This is a genomic window from Campylobacter showae (assembly GCF_900699785.1).
In the GTDB taxonomy this organism is placed as follows: domain Bacteria; phylum Campylobacterota; class Campylobacteria; order Campylobacterales; family Campylobacteraceae; genus Campylobacter_A; species Campylobacter_A showae_D.
Genome location: NZ_LR535679.1, coordinates 765,725 through 782,330 on the forward strand (window position 1 = coordinate 765,725; position 16,606 = coordinate 782,330).

The 16,606-nt window shown below is 41.7% G+C and carries 16 protein-coding genes; 5 read left to right on the forward strand and 11 right to left on the reverse strand.

The window, feature by feature from the left end; genetic code table 11:
- Positions 1 to 53 precede the first annotated feature (53 nt).
- The 5 genes from E4V70_RS03820 to E4V70_RS03840 all read right to left on the reverse strand — a co-directional run bounded on the left by E4V70_RS03820 (position 54) and on the right by E4V70_RS03840 (position 5,837).
- Entirely contained in the window at positions 54 to 857 is an 804-nt protein-coding gene (locus tag E4V70_RS03820) for a class I SAM-dependent methyltransferase (protein ID WP_122863340.1), read from the reverse strand.
- On the reverse strand, positions 854 to 1,600 hold the full coding sequence (locus E4V70_RS03825) for an ABC transporter ATP-binding protein (protein WP_122863339.1): 747 nt from the start codon (positions 1,598 to 1,600) through the stop codon (positions 854 to 856). The genes E4V70_RS03820 and E4V70_RS03825 overlap by 4 nt, the downstream gene beginning before the upstream one ends.
- Positions 1,600 to 2,601 (reverse strand): FecCD family ABC transporter permease, encoded by a 1,002-nt coding sequence (locus E4V70_RS03830; RefSeq protein WP_122863338.1) that lies wholly within the window; start codon positions 2,599 to 2,601, stop codon positions 1,600 to 1,602. The genes E4V70_RS03825 and E4V70_RS03830 overlap by 1 nt, the downstream gene beginning before the upstream one ends.
- Before the next feature lie 10 nt (positions 2,602 to 2,611).
- Positions 2,612 to 3,664, reverse strand: coding sequence for an ABC transporter substrate-binding protein (locus tag E4V70_RS03835; RefSeq protein WP_122863337.1), 1,053 nt, complete (start codon positions 3,662 to 3,664; stop codon positions 2,612 to 2,614).
- 136 nt (positions 3,665 to 3,800) lie between these two features.
- Positions 3,801 to 5,837, reverse strand: a complete 2,037-nt coding sequence (locus E4V70_RS03840; protein WP_122863336.1) for a TonB-dependent receptor plug domain-containing protein — start codon at positions 5,835 to 5,837, stop codon at positions 3,801 to 3,803.
- 138 nt (positions 5,838 to 5,975) lie between these two features.
- Here E4V70_RS03840 and E4V70_RS03845 point away from each other — a divergent pair, with 138 nt between their 5' ends.
- Together E4V70_RS03845 and E4V70_RS03850 are read left to right on the forward strand one after the other, a co-directional pair.
- The gene (locus E4V70_RS03845; RefSeq protein WP_122863335.1) at positions 5,976 to 6,704 is read left to right on the forward strand and encodes a thiamine biosynthesis protein ThiG; all 729 of its coding nucleotides are present in this window, start codon (positions 5,976 to 5,978) and stop codon (positions 6,702 to 6,704) included.
- Positions 6,704 to 6,913, forward strand: coding sequence for a molybdopterin biosynthesis protein MoeB (locus E4V70_RS03850; protein WP_122863334.1), 210 nt, complete (start codon positions 6,704 to 6,706; stop codon positions 6,911 to 6,913). The genes E4V70_RS03845 and E4V70_RS03850 overlap by 1 nt, the downstream gene beginning before the upstream one ends.
- A gap of 41 nt (positions 6,914 to 6,954) precedes the next feature.
- Here the strand turns inward: E4V70_RS03850 and E4V70_RS03855 are convergent, their stop codons facing one another.
- The 6 genes from E4V70_RS03855 to E4V70_RS03880 are packed head-to-tail and all read right to left on the reverse strand — an operon-like array spanning position 6,955 to position 15,227.
- Positions 6,955 to 7,638, reverse strand: coding sequence for a M48 family metallopeptidase (locus tag E4V70_RS03855; RefSeq protein WP_122863333.1), 684 nt, complete (start codon positions 7,636 to 7,638; stop codon positions 6,955 to 6,957).
- Positions 7,628 to 10,705, reverse strand: coding sequence for a type I restriction endonuclease subunit R (locus tag E4V70_RS03860; RefSeq protein WP_122863332.1), 3,078 nt, complete (start codon positions 10,703 to 10,705; stop codon positions 7,628 to 7,630). The genes E4V70_RS03855 and E4V70_RS03860 overlap by 11 nt, the downstream gene beginning before the upstream one ends.
- Before the next feature lie 17 nt (positions 10,706 to 10,722).
- Entirely contained in the window at positions 10,723 to 11,964 is a 1,242-nt protein-coding gene (locus E4V70_RS03865; protein WP_197730459.1) for an HAD family hydrolase, read from the reverse strand.
- 2 nt (positions 11,965 to 11,966) lie between these two features.
- Positions 11,967 to 13,154 (reverse strand): restriction endonuclease subunit S, encoded by a 1,188-nt coding sequence (locus tag E4V70_RS03870; protein ID WP_107788217.1) that lies wholly within the window; start codon positions 13,152 to 13,154, stop codon positions 11,967 to 11,969.
- Positions 13,151 to 14,641: a type I restriction-modification system subunit M gene (locus E4V70_RS03875; protein WP_122863330.1), complete on the reverse strand. Its 1,491-nt coding sequence runs from the start codon at positions 14,639 to 14,641 to the stop codon at positions 13,151 to 13,153. Before E4V70_RS03875 ends, E4V70_RS03870 begins: the two co-directional genes overlap by 4 nt.
- Before the next feature lies 1 nt (position 14,642).
- A complete protein-coding gene (locus tag E4V70_RS03880; RefSeq protein ID WP_122863329.1) occupies positions 14,643 to 15,227 on the reverse strand; it encodes a restriction endonuclease subunit S in 585 nt (194 codons plus the stop codon).
- A gap of 723 nt (positions 15,228 to 15,950) precedes the next feature.
- Here E4V70_RS03880 and E4V70_RS10925 point away from each other — a divergent pair.
- The 3 genes from E4V70_RS10925 (at position 15,951) to E4V70_RS11160 (ending at position 16,539) form a co-directional block, all read left to right on the forward strand.
- Positions 15,951 to 16,121: a type II toxin-antitoxin system RelE/ParE family toxin gene (locus E4V70_RS10925; RefSeq protein ID WP_163026475.1), complete on the forward strand. Its 171-nt coding sequence runs from the start codon at positions 15,951 to 15,953 to the stop codon at positions 16,119 to 16,121.
- 26 nt (positions 16,122 to 16,147) lie between these two features.
- Entirely contained in the window at positions 16,148 to 16,264 is a 117-nt protein-coding gene (locus E4V70_RS10930; RefSeq protein WP_232037880.1) for a hypothetical protein, read from the forward strand.
- A gap of 161 nt (positions 16,265 to 16,425) precedes the next feature.
- Positions 16,426 to 16,539, forward strand: a complete 114-nt coding sequence (locus E4V70_RS11160; RefSeq protein WP_331869202.1) for a helix-turn-helix domain-containing protein — start codon at positions 16,426 to 16,428, stop codon at positions 16,537 to 16,539.
- Positions 16,540 to 16,606 lie beyond the last annotated feature (67 nt).

The window sequence follows — 16,606 nt, forward strand, 5'->3', positions numbered from 1 at the left end:
CTTTGCTGGTTTAAATTTGATCCAAATTTGTCTTGCTTAATTAAAAACCAAATTTAACCGTTTTTATCTACCTGCACGAACGCCCAGTGCATAAATCCTTGCCTTGGTTTGTATTCGCCGCTGTTAAAATACTCCGCTAGCCGCGCCTCCTCCGCTTCGCTTAGCTCGCCGCCAAGCCCCCAGCGCGTCTTTTGTATGAGCTCCTGTGCGCTTGCTTCCGGGCCCGCATGGCACTTGGCCTTTATATAGCTAAGGCTTGGCAAATAGCCCATTTGAAACAAGATGTTTAGAAGATAGACGAAGTCGGGCTTTTGCTCCACCTTGCGCCCTATCGCATCCAAAATCTCATCGTCCACGAAGCTACCGCCGACCTTAAACGTGATGTAAAGCGATTTTTTGGTCTTTGAAAGAAGCTTATTAAGCGCAGCTTTTAGATCGTCCACCTCAAGGCAGCGCGAGGCCAAAACCACGTCGCACTCAGGCACGTCCGACCAGTCGTCCTCAAAGGCTTTTTGCGCAAATTTAACGTTTTTAGTGCCGTAAATTTGAGCGTTTTGCCTGGCAAACTCTAGCATCTTAGGCGAAAAGTCGTAGCCGTAAATTTGATCCGCCCTTTCCGCCGCCAGCACGCTTAGCGCACCCGCTCCGCACGCAAAGTCAAGCAGCGTAGAAACGCCTGTAAAATCGACCTTATCTATAAATTCTTGCGCGTAGGCGCTTTTCATCACGCCCTCGTTGAAGCTGGGCGCCTTTTTGTCCCAGTCCTCGGCAAATTTTTTGCCGAATGAGCTTCTTGCCTTTTGTGCCTTATAAAGCGCGTCAAAGTCGATCTCGTCGTAGTTTGAAGGTAAAATCATAATCTATCCTCGTATCTTTCGTAGTTTATGCCGTATATTTTATCTATATTTTCGGCATTTATGAGCTGCTCGCTGCGCCCGAAGGCTAAAATTTCGCCATCCTTTATAAACAGCGTCAAATTTGAAACGAACTTCGCATGCCGCGGGTAGTGCGTCGTCTGCACGAAGGTATAACCCTCGTCGCCTAGAGCTTTTATCATCTCGAGCAGTTTGATTTGATTGCCAAAATCCAGCCCGTTTGTAGGCTCGTCCATAAAGATCACTTTCGCGCCCTGAACCAGCGTGCGCGCGATGTATGCTAGCTGCCGCTCGCCGCCGCTAACCCTCGTGTAGGGCGCGTTTTTTAGATGCACGATGCCCATCTTTTCCAGCGCCTGCTCGGCTAGCTTTTTATCCGCCGCGCTAAAGCTAGAAAACAGCGGCGTCCTGCACAGCGCGCCCATCAGAGCGACATCAAAGACGCTGTAGTCATATGAGGGCGCGTGCGTTTGCGGCACGTAGGCGACGAGGGAGGCGAGCCCCTTTTTGCTGTAGTCGCGCACGCTTTTGCCTGCGATTAGCACCTCGCCCTCAAATTTTAAAAATCCGAGCATTATGCGTAGCAGGGTGCTTTTGCCGCTGCCGTTGGCGCCTAGAATGCTTAGCGTATCGCCCGTCGCGACGTCGAAGCTGATGCCCTTTAGCACGGGCTTGTCACGGTAAGCAAAGCGCAAATTTCGCACTTCTATCAAATTTTTTCGCATCAAAAGCTCCTCTTGGCGCGGCGCAGCACGATGATAAACATCGGTATGCCAAATAGCGAGGTCACGATGCCGATGGGGATCTCAAAGGTAAAAACGAGCCGCGAGAAGCTGTCGCAAAAGAGCAAAAATATCGCGCCGATCATCGCCGAGTTAGCGAGCACAGCGCGGTTGTCTGCGCCGAAGATAAAGCGCGCGATGTGCGGCACGATAAGCCCGATCCAGCCGATGATGCCCGCGATCGTCACGCTAAGCGCGCTAACGAAGGTTGCGACGAGGATGATGAAAATTTTAACTCGCGCCACGTTTACGCCCAGGCTCTTTGCCTCCTCCTCGCCAAGGCTTAGCGCGTTTAGGTATTTGCCGCTAAGCGCCAGCAGCAAAATGCCCGCGCACATCGGCAGGATTGAAATTTGGATAAAACTTTTAGACGCAAAGCCGAGGCTCCCCATCAAAAAATAGGTGATCGCCGGAAGCGCGTCGTTGGGGTCTGCGGCGTATTTTAGCACCGAGAGCAGCGAAGTAAAGAGCGAGCCGCTGATGACGCCGCCCAGCACCAGCACGATGACGCTACCGCTGCGCGAATACAGCGCCGAGACGCCAAGCGCCACGGCTACGGCAAGAAAACCAAAGCCGAATGTGCTAAGCTGGATCAAATACTCGTTAAATTTGAAAAACATCCCTACCGCCGCGCCAAATCCCGCGCCGCTTAGAACGCCTAGTATTGAGGGGCTTACGAGCGGGTTTACGAACATCGCCTGATACGCCGCGCCGCTGATTGCCAGACTCGCGCCGATGAGCACGCACGCAAGTATTCGCGGCAGGCGGATCTCGAGCAAGAGCGTGTGCATGACCTCGAAATCTTTTAAGCTTTCGCCCCGCAGTAGCGTCAGGGCGTAGCGTGCGTAGTCCTCTACGCCAAAGCCGTATTTACCGAGCAGCAGCGAGCCCGCGACGCAAAGCGCCAGCAGCAGGGCTAAAAACGCAAACGCCTTTTTGCTCATCTTTCTTTACTCACTCGGTGCATCCCAAAATTTTATAAATTTGCTCGCCCGTGAGCTCAAGGTCCAAAAATAGCTTGTAAAACTCGCGCGTTTCGGCAACCATGTCAAATTTAAACGCATCGGGGTAGGTTAAATTTATCAGCCATTTTAGCCCCAAAAACCTCATAAACGAAGGCGGACGATCGAACCACGAAAAGGGCTCACGCGGGATGTAGTAGGCTTTTTTGTTTTTCACCGCGCCGAGCAATCGCCACTTCGGATCGCCGTAAATTTTATCAAACAGCTCTTTCTCGTAGACGAGGATGACGTCGGGGTCGTATTTAACGAGCTGTTCGAAGCTGATTTTAACGCGCCCGAAGGATTTGGCGTTTGGATCTTCGCTACACTTATGCACGTTCTGCGCGCCGGCTCGCTCGATGAGCGTAGCGTGCCAGGAGCCCTCACACTCGGTGGCTAGCCCGTCGCCGCCCTGCGCGTAGTAGATTTTTACCTTTTGCAGGTTGTTTTTCTTAATGTACTCCTCAATCTGCGCGGTCAAATTTAGCGACTCTTTCGCGTAGCCTATGAGTTGCGCCGCACGCTCCTGTTTGCCAGTCACTTCGCCCAAAATTTCAAACCCGTCCAGATAATCCTCGAGCTTCGTCGCGCTTAGATAGAGTATCGGCTTTTTGATTGAGCCGAAAACCTCGCTCATCTTTTTGGTGTTGCGCGAGCTTGCGTTTACGAGGATGAGATCTGGGTTTAGACGCAGCAGCATCTCGGCGTTTGGGATCTTGCCCTGGCCGAAAAAGCCGCCCACGACAGGCTGCTCTTGCACCTCTTTTTTGACGTAGGGCCGCTCGTAGTCGTTCCACTCGAAATTTGATCCGCTGATTTTAGCTGGATCAAGCGCGTAAAGCATATATAAAAGCGGCGGCGAGCTCGCGTAAATTTTAGACTGAGTGCCTTGCAACTGCTCTATGTTTTCGCTGTTTTGGGCGATGTAGTCTTTGATCTGCTCAGACGTCATCGCAAAGCAAAAGCCCAAAAACGCAAAGAAAAACAAGATAATTTTTTTAAACATTTTTCGCCTTTAGAGTGATTTTGTAAAGTATAGCTAAAGAAATTTTAAAATAGATTTGATTATACAAATAGAGTCGAATTTTAAGCGGATTCGCCCTTTTTAGAGCGATCCGCCCTGCAAATTCTAACCGATAAAGTTAGAATTTATATCTCAAATTTGTGAAAAACACCCTTCCCTCTTCCGGATAACCTTCTCTATACTCGTAGTTTTTATCAAACAAATTTGATATACCGGCCTCGACGCTTAGGCTTTCGGTCGGTTTGTAGATAAATTTGACGTTGGTCGCGCCAAAGCCGGCCGTTTTATGATCTATATGCGTAGTTCTGCCGGTAGATACTCTAGACCAACGACTTGAGCTTAACTCTTGAGAGAGATATAGGCTAAGTTTTGGCATAAATTTATAATCTGCATACAAAAATCCTTTATGCCTTGGCAGATCATATACTAAAGCATTTTTGCCGTTTTCTTTGTACTTTGTGCTCATATAAGTATAGTTGCCGCCTAGCTCTAAATTTTGCGTTGCAAAATAGGCTGCACCAAGCTCGAAGCCTTTATAATAAGCCTTGTCGACGTTTACGTTCATCTCTCTGGTTTGTGCGAATTTGGTGACGCTCGCAGTTCCTATAGCGTCTTTCACTCTTGAGTAAAACAGTGCCGTCTCAAGCCTTAAAAACTCGCCGAAATTTCTTTGGTATCCGATCTCATAGTGATTTGCTACTTCTGGTTTTAGGTATGGATTTGCAAAATTTCGCCCAAACCTCTCGCTATATCTATCTTTCATGCTAGGAAAATACGTTTTCTTGGCATAGCTTACGCTCAGCTCATCATTGCCGTCAAAGCTGTGTTTGATCGCAGCTTGATAATTAAAAGCGTGTTTTTTGCCTACGTCAAACGAAGTCAGCTTGTAGTTGGCTGGATTGTTTCTGCCGCCTCCGCCGCCTCGAAACTGGATATAGTCTTCGGCCCTTACGGCATCTCTGATATCATAGCTAGCGCCTACGATAAATTTAGTATACTCGCTAAATTTATATGTATTTTCAAGCGCAAAGCTATAAGTCTTATCCACAAAGTTTACGGTCGGTTCGGTGCCGAATCTTCCCGTATAGTGTATCTTGTATCCGGAGTGCTTATCTTTTTTGTAGCTCGTAGCAAATTTAATCGTATCTCTATCGCCTATATCGCCGCCAAGCTCCAAGCCAAAGCCGTGCGATTTATCTTTGTACTTGCTATCTTCTAAATTGCTTATGTCGTACATCTCGTTCTTAAACTCATCCGCAAAAGCTTTAGTGTTTATATAAAGACTACTTGCAAACTGCGTATGCGAGTGAAAATAAACACTCTCTCTATCCCATCGCGGCCACTCCCACAAACGGTCTCTTTGAGTGAAAGTCGTGTATCTACCGGCATACATAGGCTGCTCTTTTTCGCCTTTTTGATTTACATAAGTGATGGCGTATTCGTCTGTTTCATTTGGCGTGAAGCCTACTTTAAAGCTTATTTTTTTATCCCTTTGTACCGAGTCGTCGCGTCTGCCGCCATCCTCGTTGCCGTTTACGTCTCCTTTAAATTTACGAGACATCTGCTGTCCTGCATCCTCCATATAGCTACCGCCCGCTTGCACGTAAAATAGCTCCTGTTTGGTGCCGATATTAAAATCGACGTTATTGCCGTAGGTCTTGGAGTTTCTGCCGGTTTCAAAGCCGTAGCCGACGCTTCCTTCGAGTTCTTTAGTCGGTTTTTTGGTGATTAAATTTATCGCGCCGCCCATCGTGTTTGGACCGTAGAGCACGGAGCTAGAGCCTTTTGAGATGTTGATTTGGCTTAGATCAAATGTCGTAAATCGTCCAAAGTCTGCGTTACCGTCATACGGGATATAAACAGGAATACCGTCGATATAAAGCGGCACTCTGCGCGCGTCAAAGCCGCGAACGTAGAAATTTTGCTCGGCGCGCGGACCCTTTTTATCTACGTATACGCCCGGCGTGCTGTAAGCGACCTCCGAGAGACGCTTTATCTCGTCTCGTTGCAATTTTTGCTCGTCCAAAACAACCACGTTCGTGTCGCTTTTTTGCACGCCGCCTACACTTTCTACGACTTCGACTTGTCCCAGTGTAAACACTTCGCCGTGCAGGGCCATCGCAGCACAGCAGGCGATCAGGCCAATCCTTTTCATTAGCAACTCCTTGAAAATGAAATTTTTATTATATATTTTGTAAAATACGTTTTTAAAGAGATTAATATTATTAAAATATAAAAAATTAATTTTATTTCACACATAGTTAAATTTGGCTTAAAAATCGAGGTTTTTAAAATGAAATTTAAATTTCTACTTTGCATCGACGACACGGATGAGCTAGGCGGCGAAATTTCTACGGGCTTGCTTGCCGAAGAGATCGCTGCCTTTGCGGGCTCGTTCGCGCCAGTTTCATTCGTCACGCGCCATCAGCTTTTGCTCGATCCTCGCATAAACTACACCTCGCACAACAGCTGCATGTGCTTTGAAGCCTGGCTTACAAAGGAGCAAAAGTCGCAAGTGCTGGATTTCGCGACCCGGCTATTAGAACGCAAAAGCGCGCCGAGTGCAGAGCCCGGTATCGCGGCGGCCTTTGAAAAAGATATCGTAAATGCGGCTAAGCTTATAAATTTCGGCAAGAGAGCAAAGGAGATATTTTTAAGCACAGAGCAGGCATTTGAGACAGCAAGCACACAAAACGTATTTTTAAAAGAGCTAAAAAGCGGCGCTCGTGGCGTCATCGGCGCGTTAGCTGGCATAGGGCTGAGGCTTAGCGGAAACGACGGCAAGATCAGAGGCAAATTTGAACTAAAAGAGTCAAATTTGAGCGTAGCCGAGCTTTTGGGATTAAATTTTATCGAGGCGGTCGCGGATGAAAATTTTAAACCTCTCTCGCCTGATGAACGCATAAATTTAATCGGCGCGCTAAAGCCGGTGTTTTTGGATTTTAAGGCGACCTTGCTCGTCAAAAAAGAAGCTAGCGGCGGCTTTAGAAACTTAAGCCTAAAAGAGCTTCGGGGTTTTTGATGCGCTCAAGCTTTAACGAAAAAGGCGAGTTTAGATTCGGCAAATTTAACTACGAAAAAGCGCGCGAAACCGCCGAGAGCTGCGTAAAATTTAAACCCGACAACGATGAAGAAGAGATGACCTGCGGCGGCGAGATTAGCTGCTACGACTGCGCTTTTAGACGCTGGAGCGCGGAGAGTTTTACTTGCGCGATTTTTCCGAAAACTTAACCGCTCGGCAAAATCATATTTCTTACGCTTTTTTAGAAAACTCAGGTCGCAAAAATATTTTGAGACACAGCTCTCTCTAAATTTTCCTTGCGTTTTTGCCAGTCGGGCATATAAAGCGTCAGATAGTCATAAAATTTCTTTGAGTGGTCGGGATACAAAAGATGAACAAGCTCATGAAATACGACGTACTCGATACACGCCTTTGGCTTTTTTATAAGCTCTATGTTTAAATTTATATATGATTTATATGGATTGCAGCTTCCCCATCTTGTTTTCATCTGCCTTATTTTTACGCTTTTGATATCTTGCTTTACTATCTTGTTAAACTCTTGCAAAATGTTAAAAAAATATAACGTTGCCTTTTCATAATACCACTCATAAACTAAATTTTCTTTTCGCTTTAGGTCGCTTTTATCTTTTACAAATAGCTCCAGATAAACTCTTTGTAGCTTTACGCGCTCCTCCTTAGACTGCACCACTTTTAGCCGGTAGCTTCGCCCAAGATAGCTAAAATCCTCGCCGCTTACATACTCTTTTTGCGGCGTCTTAAACGAAGCAAAAAACGCACGCTTTTTAGCTATCCACTGGGCTCTTTTTTGCATGATAAATTTTATATGCTCATCGTTTGCCGAATTTGGCGCAGTTAGTATCGCTTCGCCGTTTGGCCTAACTTTTAAAGTGATATTTTTTACATCTTTTTTGATGATTTTTACGTCACTTTGCATAAAAGCTTATCCCTATACCACGGATAGTTTGATAAATCTTCTCTTTATCATCGATAGATACGCCGTATTCGTCCTCGACATCCCAAAGGGCATCCTCCATCGCGCTTGTTATCTCGTTTTCCATGTCCATATTTTTGTGCCATTCTGGTTTCTTTGAGGCCTGCTCGTAAATTTCATAAAATTTCATACTCAAATTTTTAGCGACCGTCTCTATATCCGCAAGCTCCATATCGCCTAAAATATCAAGCAAATTATCATAAATAGCAAATAAAATTTTCTTGCCGTTAAATTCTTTTGGATATCTATCTTCGCTCGGTTTTAAAGCCCCTGTTATCAGATCTTTTAGCTGTTTTGCTTTGGCAAGTTTTTCTTCCTCACTTAGCCTTTTTGCTTTATACTCGTCGATGATGTCTTGTATCTGCTGCGCTATTGATTTATAAAATGCTGGATTTGACTCCATTTTTTCTTTTACCACCGCGCTTACGGCGCTGATGATCGTATCAGCCTTTGCATTTTTGCCCTCTACCCTTTGCACCTCATCGTCAAATTCCGTCTCAAAGATATTTACGAGCTTCGTAAACTCATTGACCTCTTTTGCGCTCACATAAGTATCAAGCAGCTTTTGCATCTGCACTTCGTATTTTCCAAAGTCGCAAGCCTCGTGATACCTTAGTTGCACCGCCTTTCTTAGCTCGTTATAAAATTTAACCTTTTGCTTATAAACTTTAATCTCCTCTTCGCTTAATATGTCATAAATTTTCTCACTTGAAAGCGCTAGTTTAAACGCCCTAGCAAACCGTGATAGCCACTCTTTAAAGTCGTCTCTTTTTTGCACATCCTCTAAAACCGCCACGTAGCTCTCCAGATCATCTTTAAATTTGACATCGCTAAAAAGCCCGTCTAAATGAGTATAGTAAGTCTTAGCCTTTACAATCTCGCTTCTTACGTCTATCACGGCTCCAGTTAGATCCTCCGGGTCAAAGCCGCTTAGCGACGCGTAGCTAGTAAGCGCCTCATCAAGCTCGCCCAAAAGCCCTCTATAATCAATAATATAGCCATAATCTTTTCCGTCATAAAGCCTATTTACTCTAGCTATTGCTTGAAGCAGATTATGCTCTTTTAGCTGCTTATCTATATAAAGCGTGCTTGCTCTTGGCGCGTCAAATCCCGTTAAAAGCTTATCCACGACAATAAGCAGATCTATCTCATCGCCGTTAACAAATTCGTCTTTTACGTACTTTAGATACGCCTCCTCGCTGCCGTAGTCTTTTATCGTCTCTTGCCACGCCTTTGCGACATACTCTTTATGCCCGCCCTCAAGCTCCTCGTGCTCGTTGCTTGAGATCACGTAGGCACTCCGCAATTCTGAAAATTCTTCAAAAATTTGATGATATTTTATGGCGTCATATTTTCTTTGCGTTGCTAGCATCGCTTTAAATCCGCCATTTGTCATCTTTAAACTCTTTTTAAAATGTTCATTTATATCAACCGCTATTAGCTCTAGCCTTTGTTCGCTTGAAGCCACACGCTCGAATCTCGCCCACTTTTGTTGCAGGTCCCTTTTAGCCTCATCGCTTAGCTCTTTTGATATGAGATCAAATTTCCTAGTTAGCCCCTCAGCATCAAGCACCTCTTGACCCACGTATCGCCCCTCGTAAAGTAGCGGTAAAACGGCTCCGTCTTTTACCGCATCATCTATCGTATATCTATGAATTTCTCCGCCAAATTTAGCAAAGCTGTTTTTCTCGCACTTTAAAAGCGGCGTGCCTGTAAAGCCTATATAACAAGCAAGAGGCAACGCCTTTTTCATCGCCTTATGCAAGTCTCCGCCTTGCGTGCGGTGACTCTCATCTACTAGCACAAATATATCGCTATCTCTTATTACCACCTTTTGGCTCTGCACTTTTTCAAATTTATGCACGAGCGTTGTTATCACGCTAACCCCGCTTTGTAGCTTTTCTATCAGATCGCTTCCGCTACTTGCTCGCCCTGCTTTTATATCCGTGTTTTTAAAAGTACCATGTATCTGCTCATCTAGGTCTATCCTATCGGTTACGACGATGATCTTTGAGTTTGGATAAATTTGCTTTAAAAGCTTCGTTAGCATTACCATCGTTAGCGACTTGCCGCTTCCTTGCGTGTGCCATATGAGTCCGCCCGCTCTTGCGCCCTCTTTTTTCATCGCCACCCTTTTTAGCGTCTCTTCGATAGCGAAAAACTGCTGATATCTGCAAACCTTTTTCGCCTTTTTATCAAATAATATATAGTGCTTAATTAGCCTTAGTAGTCTATCTTTAGATAGTAGCGCAAAGAGCGTCATATCAAGCGCGCTTATCTCTCTATCTTTTATCGCGCTTTTTAGGCTCTCATTTGCTCCGTCTTGCTCTTTCCACACGCTATAAAATTTAAACGGCGTTCCAGTTGTGCCGTATCTTGCTCCGCCACCGTTTGCAGCGATAGTTAGCTGGATGTATTTAAAAAGGTACGCTATTTCATCTTTGCCCTGCTCTTTTTCTAGCTGCTTTATGCCGTTTTCAAAGCTCACGCTTGATTTTTTAAGCTCGATCGCGACTATCGGTATGCCGTTTATAAAAAGCACGAGATCAGGCCTTCTGTTTTTTGCGCTATCGCTTTGATTTGCCCTGCTTACTTCAAATTCTTCCGTTACGTAAAAGTCATTGTTTTGCAAATTTTCAAAGTCTATAAATTTAAAAGAAAAGCTCCTTCTCGTCCCGTCTTCCAAAATTTCCTCCAAACTGGTGCCAAACAAGAGTAAATTTGTGATCTTTTCATTGGCGACCATTAGCCCTTCGTTTAAAGATACCCCAGCCAGCTCATCGACCGCCTTTAAAACGTTACTTTGGCTAAATTCATATCTCTTGCCCTTATACTCGTAGCCGTTTATCTCACCAAGCTTTTGGATTAAAATTTCCCTAAACAAAACCTCGCTAGTTTTACCGCCGCGAAGCTTTAAATTTTCCTCTCTGCTTATAAATTTATAGCCCAAGCTTTGAAGCAAATTTATGCTGTTTTGCTGGATCTTACTTTCTGAAGTATCTGGGGTCATTTGTCATCCTTTTTTGACTAACTTCTCTTTAAAGATTTTTTTACAATTTCATTATTATCGTATTTATTAGTATTACTAATATCATTCAATAAAAACCTCAATGCCTCTTTGGTATCTTCATCTATCTCATCTTTTTTAAAGCGTATAACAGAGAAAAAATCATCATGTAACTTATCAAAATTCTTCTCCAGTAAATCTGCAGTATGCTCATTTTTATTTTGATTTAGTTTCGCTATCTTAGCTGTTCCAATATAATTTCCATTATTCCATATGTAAAACGAGGTTTGATATCCGTGGTCATCCCATGAATATTTCTTTAAATATATTTTATTTGCTTTATTACTATAATCTAATTTGAAACCCGTTGTTTTGAGTACATCTAAATAATATTGTTTATTCTTTACTTGATTATTAGACTTTTTCATTTTTGTTTGTGCAGTATTTTGCTTGTCATATATTTGCAATTTTCCATTTTTTAAATTTAAGCTAATTCTATCTATCGTAGATTTTATAATAGTATCTATCTCTGATCCATTAGAGTAATCAGCTTTCGCAACATAATTAACTCTATTTTGTTCCAAAAGCGTTTTGGCAGTCTCTTTATTTTCATCATAAACAGCGATTGAAGTTCCACCATTAGTTTTTAGCAACTTCATAGCCGGAACATCAGTTTCTCCGTCACCTATATATATCATATTCTCAAATAAAATACGCCTTTCATGCTCTGGTATATATTTATTAATTAGTTTATTGTCCCAGGCATTAAGAATTCCTTTGCTTATCCTGTATAAATATTGAGTTTTTGTCGTATAGTTAATTGCCAAGGCTGGCCAAGTAGGTTTGCCGTACTCATTATACATAAAAGAAGATGCATAAATATTTTTAAATTTATCCGCTATAGTCGTTCCATCGATCATTTCTTTGGTACCTGATGATACTATATAGTGCTCAATCAATATCCCCTTTTGTGCAGCATACTCATTAATCCTTTCAAAAAACTCTTCCACCCCGTTAAAATATTTAACAGTTTTACCATGCTTACCAAGCTCCTCTCTTGTAATTTTTGCACCAGCGTCATCTGCTTTTTTCACAATCAAATACATATACGACAATATCTCATCCATATTGTTTTCTTCAGATAATTCTTTTACTTTATTCCAGAAATCTTCTTTTTTTATACCCAGTGTTGTTGGTATAAAAGAATTTTCTTGTATATTGCCTCTTGCCAGTGTTCCGTCAAAATCATATGCGATTGCCATTATTACATTGCTTTTTTCACATAACATGTTCTTGTTTCTCCTATTAGTAGTTTTTGCATCAAGCCTTGTTTTTGCTTTTTTAAATTTTCTAGCTTTAAATTTAGTAAATTTATCTCATCATCACAAGCCATTAAAACTTCTGCGATTTTTTGTTGTTCGTTTAAATTTGGAAGCTTTATTTTAAACCTTAAAAAATCCTCTGGACTAACTGCCATTCTTTCATACACGGTCCCCTCTTCAAATTTTCTAACTTTTTGTATAAAATCATTTTGAGTTAGATAAAATCCAGCAAAATCGTTATCAAGCTCATTGCAACATTCAAATGTTACATATATGGGTGAAAAGATGCCATCGCCATAAATATTTTTGCAAATTACACCAAATTTTAAATTTGCTGGATTGTAGCAAATATCGTTTAATCTTGTTATTTTATACTGCTTATTATCATCTTTTACTAAAAAATCCCTATCATATCTTTCACTCTTTGGAACAACTCCGTCTTTTGTTAAAGATACATGCTCCATATCAAAACCTTTGTTTTGATATGCTTTACGCTCTTTTAGAATTTTACCAAGCTTTGTCTCTTGCCACTCGTCTTTGAACTCGGGAAAGCGGATTTTAGCTGTGAGTAAATTTTGCATAATGGCTTTTTTAAACTGCTTTTTGCTTTCTATCAAATTTATAGTTAAATTTATAGCCTCATCCCAAGTAGATAAAATTTTCGCTATCTTTTTTTGCTCTAGTTCAGGCGGTATAAAAAACGGCATCTCTGACATATATTCCCAGTCTGCGCGCGGCATTTTCGTACCAGACGTTTTATTAGCGATTTGGTTAAATTTATCCGACTGCACTAGATAAAATAAAAAATCGTTCGTAACCTTTTTACCTTGTAAAACCCAAATTTCAGATGAGCAAACGCCATCAAATTTAGCTTGACAAAATTTTTGCAGATACGGGCGAAGTTTTCCGTATAAAATTTGTCCTTTTTTAAATTCGTTTTTTATACTTTTTTGTTCACCAGAGCTTATAAAACCTAAAATTTGACCTGTTTTTTGAGATAAATGTTCAAGCTCAATGCATTTTTTGACCTCGTTGCTTTTGGTCGGATCAAATTTAGACGACGATATTTTACAAATTTCGCCTAGCTCGCATTTACTCCATCCGCTTGGTAAATTTTTAAATTCGCTCATAGCCCAAGCTCCGCAAGATACTCGCTCATCTTGCTTTGAACGCTTTTTAGCTCGGCTTCAAGGCGTGAAATCTCAGCCTTTGTAGCCTCGATATCCACAAGCTCTTCTTCTTCAAAAGTATCGACGTAGCGAGGGATGTTTAGGTTATAGTCGTTCTCTTTTATCTCGCTAAGGCTTGCTAGGTGGGAGTATTTTTCTATCTCGCTTCTGTTTTTGTAGGCAGTGACTATCTTTTTGATATTTTGCTCGGTTAGCGTGTTTTGGTTTTTACCTTTTTCAAATTCTTTGCTAGCGTCGATAAATAGCACATCTTCGTTTGCGCGGTTTTTCTTAAAAATGAGTATGCAAGCAGGGATACTCGTGCCGTAAAATAAATTTGCCGGTAGTCCGATGACGGCGTCAAGCAAATTTTCTTCGATCAGCTTTTGGCGGATCTTGCCCTCATTTGCCCCGCGAAATAGCACTCCATGCGGAAGCACGACACCCATTTTACCGTTATTGTTTAGACTTTTTATCATGTGCACGACAAATGCGTAGTCGCCCTTGCTCTTTGGCGGCAAAGCATAACTGCCAAATCTCATAAAAGGATCGTTCCCAGCAAAATCAGCCCCCCATTTATCGAGGCTAAAAGGGGGATTTGCCACGACTATATCAAAGGTCTTTATAAGGTTATCTTGTAGATGAAGCGGGTTTCTGATCGTATCGCCCCACTCGATGACGGCGTCGTTTATCTCGTGCAAGAACATATTCATCTTGCAAAGCGCATGAGTTTGGCCGTTTTTCTCTTGTCCGTAAAGGCGGAAATTTTTGCTACCGACCTCTTTTGAAGCCTTGATAAGAAGCGAACCAGAACCGCAAGTAGGATCATAGATCATATCGCCATCTTTTGGCTCAACTAGCTTTGCAAGAAGCGTCGAAACCTCGCTCGGCGTATAAAACTCTCCGCCTTTTTTACCTGCGTCGCTTGCAAAATGGGCTATGAGATACTCGTATGCGTCGCCTATTATGTCGTTGCCTTCAAGCATAGAAGGGCGAAGATCTAGCCTAGTATCGCTAAAATCCTCGAGCAAATTTTGCAAGATAGCGTTTCTCTCTTTCGTGTCGCCAAGCTTGTTTTTGTTATTAAAGTCTATACTTCTAAAGATGCCTTCAAGCTTATCTTTGTTGTCTTCTTCGATCTTTTCTAGAGTTTTGTTCATTATCTCGCCTAAATTTACCGCCTCTTTGTGCGCTAAAAGATACTCAAACGTACAACTCTCATCAAGCTTAAATTTCTCTTTCTTTAGCTTTGCTTCGATCCTATCGCGCTTCTCGCCGTACTCGGCTCTAAGCAACTCAAGCTTTTCTTTGTAAAAATCAGATAGGTACTTGACGAAAAGCATAGTTAAAACATAGTCTTTATAGTCGCTTCCGTCCATCGTGCCGCGAAACGTGTCGCAAGCCTTCCAAACGACGTTATTTATGGTTTCTTGTGTGGTCTTTTGCATCTTAGTTCTCCTCTTTTATTAAATTTTCAAATATGCTTTTGTGGTATTTTTGCTTTACAGCTATCAAATTTTGTAAAATTTCGCTCTCTTGGCGAGCTAAATTTAGGTATTTTACTATCTTGTTTTGAGTTTGCAAATTTACAAGCGGAATTTTTAGATTATTTATACTAGCAACGCCTATCATCGCTATGGCGGTGCCCGAAACATCTGGCGCAAGGGCTTTTTTAACGGCGCTGCTATTTAGATAATGCGCCACAAAACGCGGATCAAATATGTCACTTTTAACCCTTATGCGAACCATCAAAGATGTGTAGATAAGATCGTCATACTCCTTGTCTATATAAACGGCGAAATTCGGCTCTCTAAGTCGCAGCAAAATATCACAAAGGCTTACCTTATACTCCTCGCTTATTTGCTCGTTTGATATAAACTCATCTGCAAACGAATCGTCAAAGACCGTATTTTCGGCAAACGACTTTAGCGATACGATTTTATACGGGTGCTCAGACGGGGTATGTGCTTCAGCCTTTTTCCTACTTAACACTAAGCCGCTTTTTATTTCAGCAATGTCGTTTAATTTTATCATCATAAAACCTTTTGATGTATTACTTATAGATAATACTAGGCAAAGTATATCAAGTAAGATAGAAAATGTCAATAGTTTTTTATATTATTTGAAAGTAATACAATAAAAACAATATAGTGAGGCAAAAAAATGCTGGAATTATTTTAAAATTTAGATTTTGAATAAATCGGCTTTCGGGGGTCGATAAATATCTCGGAATTTTCTTTAATAATCTAGCTAACGGCAAAGAAAGAATTCGACGCCAAACAAAGAAACGGATAATTGCTAGATAGCATAACCAAGAAAATAATAGCCAAGTACAACAAAAAACTCGCTTAAATTTGACGAGATAGCAGACGCTTTTTCGGATTTAAGCTAGAAAAAGAGCCCGATAACGCCATCAATATAAAATAGCAAAGGCGAGATTATGAAATTTACCATAAGGATAAATTGGGAGATCTAGCTGCGACGCAGATTAATCATATTAACCCGTACAAAATAGAACTAAAAAGCCAAACAACAAACGAGAAAGATTTTTAGAGCTTATAGAGATAGAACTTTTACGCAAAGAAGTAGCTGACAAAGAAGACTTTGCGTTAGAGCTATTCGTGGAGTTAGCTTTATGCAATGCAACCAATAGAGTAGTTATCCGTACGCTTATTATTTCTTTAAGAGCCAATACATAAAACAAACCGCAATTTATATCATATATGGTATACGGCTTAGTTATAGAGAAGGATTACAATGTGCAGCGTAAAATTTGCAAACGAAGCCATAAGAGATGAGTTCTTAGGATTACCCGTAGGACTTAGACAAAGAGGCTATAAAATGTTTGAACTTGTAGAAGCTAGAGGTAATACCTTAGGAGAACCGTATATCAAAAGCCTAAAAGGCGGACTTTTGAGATACGTATAAAGCCAAATGAAGGAATAGCTAGAGGCATATATTGTTATGAAATCGGCAAAAGGATAATAATCCTGCTAACTTTTGTTAAAAAAACGCCAAAAAACGCCAAAAAGCATACTAAATTTGGTAGAACAAAGACTAAAGGAGTTTAAAGACGGGAACCGTTAATTTTAGAGAAATTTTAAAAGAAGAGCTAAAAAATCCGGAATTTAAAGCGCAATACGATGCGTTAGAGGACGAATATAAAGCCATAGAAGCCTTAATAGACGCTAGAAACTGGGCTGGACTAACTTAAAGCTAGGTAGTCAAAAGGATGGGCATAACCCAATCAGCCGTAGCCAAAATAGAAAGCGGAGCGTATAATATCAAATACAAAACATTCTTTAACTACATAAAAGCTTGCGACAAAAGAGTGGCGATAGTTTGAGTGAGATTAATCATCTAATAAATGCTCAAACCAATGCAGAAGAAAAAATATTAAGCTTCGTCGGTTC

Coding starts and splice junctions, on each gene's coding strand:
- E4V70_RS03830 (WP_122863338.1), bottom strand. CDS start 2,601: ATGAGCAAAAAGGCGTTTGCGTTTTTAGCCCTGCTGCTGGCGCTTTGC.
- E4V70_RS03870 (WP_107788217.1), bottom strand. CDS start 13,154: ATGAGCGAATTTAAAAATTTACCAAGCGGATGGAGTAAATGCGAGCTA.
- E4V70_RS03825 (WP_122863339.1), bottom strand. CDS start 1,600: ATGCGAAAAAATTTGATAGAAGTGCGAAATTTGCGCTTTGCTTACCGT.
- E4V70_RS03855 (WP_122863333.1), bottom strand. CDS start 7,638: ATGCAAAGTGACGTAAAAATCATCAAAAAAGATGTAAAAAATATCACT.
- E4V70_RS03865 (WP_197730459.1), bottom strand. CDS start 11,964: ATGGCAATCGCATATGATTTTGACGGAACACTGGCAAGAGGCAATATA.
- E4V70_RS03860 (WP_122863332.1), bottom strand. CDS start 10,705: ATGACCCCAGATACTTCAGAAAGTAAGATCCAGCAAAACAGCATAAAT.
- E4V70_RS03880 (WP_122863329.1), bottom strand. CDS start 15,227: ATGATAAAATTAAACGACATTGCTGAAATAAAAAGCGGCTTAGTGTTA.
- E4V70_RS10925 (WP_163026475.1), top strand. CDS start 15,951: ATGTGCAGCGTAAAATTTGCAAACGAAGCCATAAGAGATGAGTTCTTA.
- E4V70_RS03840 (WP_122863336.1), bottom strand. CDS start 5,837: ATGAAAAGGATTGGCCTGATCGCCTGCTGTGCTGCGATGGCCCTGCAC.
- E4V70_RS03875 (WP_122863330.1), bottom strand. CDS start 14,641: ATGCAAAAGACCACACAAGAAACCATAAATAACGTCGTTTGGAAGGCT.
- E4V70_RS03835 (WP_122863337.1), bottom strand. CDS start 3,664: ATGTTTAAAAAAATTATCTTGTTTTTCTTTGCGTTTTTGGGCTTTTGC.
- E4V70_RS03845 (WP_122863335.1), top strand. CDS start 5,976: ATGAAATTTAAATTTCTACTTTGCATCGACGACACGGATGAGCTAGGC.
- E4V70_RS11160 (WP_331869202.1), top strand. CDS start 16,426: ATGGGCATAACCCAATCAGCCGTAGCCAAAATAGAAAGCGGAGCGTAT.
- E4V70_RS03850 (WP_122863334.1), top strand. CDS start 6,704: ATGCGCTCAAGCTTTAACGAAAAAGGCGAGTTTAGATTCGGCAAATTT.
- E4V70_RS03820 (WP_122863340.1), bottom strand. CDS start 857: ATGATTTTACCTTCAAACTACGACGAGATCGACTTTGACGCGCTTTAT.